2 protein-coding genes are annotated in these 1,892 nt (G+C 62.9%); one reads left to right on the top strand and one right to left on the bottom strand.

Annotation, left to right across the window (positions count from 1 at the left end):
- The first annotated feature begins 20 nt into the window (after positions 1-20).
- Entirely contained in the window at positions 21-164 is a 144-nt protein-coding gene (locus IU450_RS41195; RefSeq protein ID WP_324197987.1) for a helix-turn-helix domain-containing protein, read from the top strand.
- Here IU450_RS41195 and IU450_RS39175 read toward each other — a convergent pair.
- Positions 144-1,790, bottom strand: coding sequence for an IS1182 family transposase (locus tag IU450_RS39175; protein WP_195154765.1), 1,647 nt, complete (start codon positions 1,788-1,790; stop codon positions 144-146). The two genes, IU450_RS41195 and IU450_RS39175, sit on opposite strands and share 21 nt — an antisense overlap.
- Positions 1,791-1,892 lie beyond the last annotated feature (102 nt).

Here is a 1,892-nt window from a genome sequence, read left to right as displayed (position 1 = left end):
GCAGCATCAATCAGTTCGGGTTGATCGCGAAGCTGATGCAGGTGTCGGAATCGTATGTGCGGCAGGTGATCCATGATTTCAACGCGCATGGTTTCGAGGCATTGGACCCAAAATGGACACCGTTGGCGAATCCCGGTGCGCTGTCAGGCGGTCGGTCGGAGTGAAGCGAAATGCGATACTCGTGTTGGAGCGAGTGGCGTGTTGTCCCACCAGGCGTTGAGGCGATTGAGGTTGATGGCTGCGGCCGTCAGAAGGTGTTGGAGGCTGGTTTTGGCCAGACCTTGGTAGCGGGATCGGCGGAGTCCGTGGGATCGGATGCCTTGAGCCACAGTTCCTTCCACTCCCGCGCGGTGCTGGTAACGCTGTTGCCATCGATCGGTCTGCTGTTCGGTGCGGCCCAGTTGGAGAGCCTGGTGCTGAGCGCGATGCCGGATGGTGAGCCGTCGACCCGAACTGGAGCGGGTGCATTGCGCGCGGGCCGGGCAGGGTCGGCAGGTCGAATGGGGGAATGTGACTTTGATGACCGGGACCTGGTCCTGGGATCGGTCGGATTTCCAGCGCGCGGAGGTGGTGCCTTGGGGACAGGTGACCCGCTCGTTGTCCCAGTCGATCGTGAAGTCGCCCAGGGTATAGCCGCCGTCGGCTGCGGCTTGCCACCCGGTGGCCGCCTTCACCGGACCCAGTAGTTCGACACCGTGTTCCCGTTGCGCAGCGACCAGCAGGTCGGCGTCGACATAACCGGCGTCGACCAGATGCACGTCAGGAAGCAGATCCCGCTCGGCCAGACGAGTATGGATCGCCGCGGTCATCGCCATGTCAGGGACCGGGGCTTGCGTGGTGGCGACCTGGGTGATCAGGTGCGGCGCGTCGGGCTCGCAGGTTTCGGTGAGATGGACCTTGTAACCGTTCCAGGAGGTATCGCGTTTGGTGCCGGTGCGGGCTTGTTCGTCATATGGTGAGCAGTAACGGATCGCCGCTGGTGGCAGGTCTTTCTTGTCTCTCCAGGCCACCATTGCGTCGGTGACCTGGTATTGCTGCACCCAAATCCTTCGCAGCAACTCCACTGCGGGCAAATGCCGCAGCCATGCAGGGGAGGTGGGTGCGGCGACCGCAGATAACACGGTCATGCCGTCGGCTCCGATCTGGTTCGCATGGGCGGCCCGGGCCGCCCACCGGCTCGGGAACCGAGTGTCTTCCGACCGAGCACTGTATCGGTCGAACCACTCGGGTTCGGCGATCTCGGCCAGCCAGTCGGGTGCCGCAGCGGCGAGTGCATTGAGCGCGGCACGCAGCGTTTCGGTGACGAACTGCAGCCGGTTGATGTCGCGGACCGATGCCAGCACATGAGTGGAATCGGTCCGTTGTCGACCACCCGCCTTCAACAACCCGGCTCGCCGAACGGCCTCCAGGACCGCGTCGAGCACCCGCTGCTCCAGCTCGCCCGCGATCAACCGGGAACGGAACTCGCTGAGCACCGAGTAGTCGAAGCCCGGATCGGTCAACTCCAAACCCAAAGCGTACTTCCAGTCAATCCGACCCCGAACAGCTTGCGCTGCTTGACGATCGGTGAGTCCTTCGGCGAACTGCAATACCGACACCAATGCCAGCAACGCTGGCGAAATCGCAGGTTGACCGCGACGTGAGAATACCTCTGCGAACTCGTCATCAGCGAAGATCGGCCCCAGAGCATCTCGCATCCGGATCGCCAGGCAACCCTGCGGGAAAGCCATCCCGGCGACCCGAACCGTCTCGACCGGAACTTCGCCCCACCCACGCGGACGCAACGACACCACAACCTCCATCGACACCATCCCCGAAACCGATATCAAGCATGCCGAACCTGCGTCACCTCAATCGAATTCGCCAACAGTGTCCAAAATGGAGCGGGGGCA

Source organism: Nocardia abscessus, from assembly GCF_015477775.1.
Taxonomy (GTDB): domain Bacteria; phylum Actinomycetota; class Actinomycetes; order Mycobacteriales; family Mycobacteriaceae; genus Nocardia; species Nocardia abscessus_A.
Note: the sequence above shows the minus strand (reverse complement) of the source record. Positions and strands in the feature narration are given on the sequence as shown.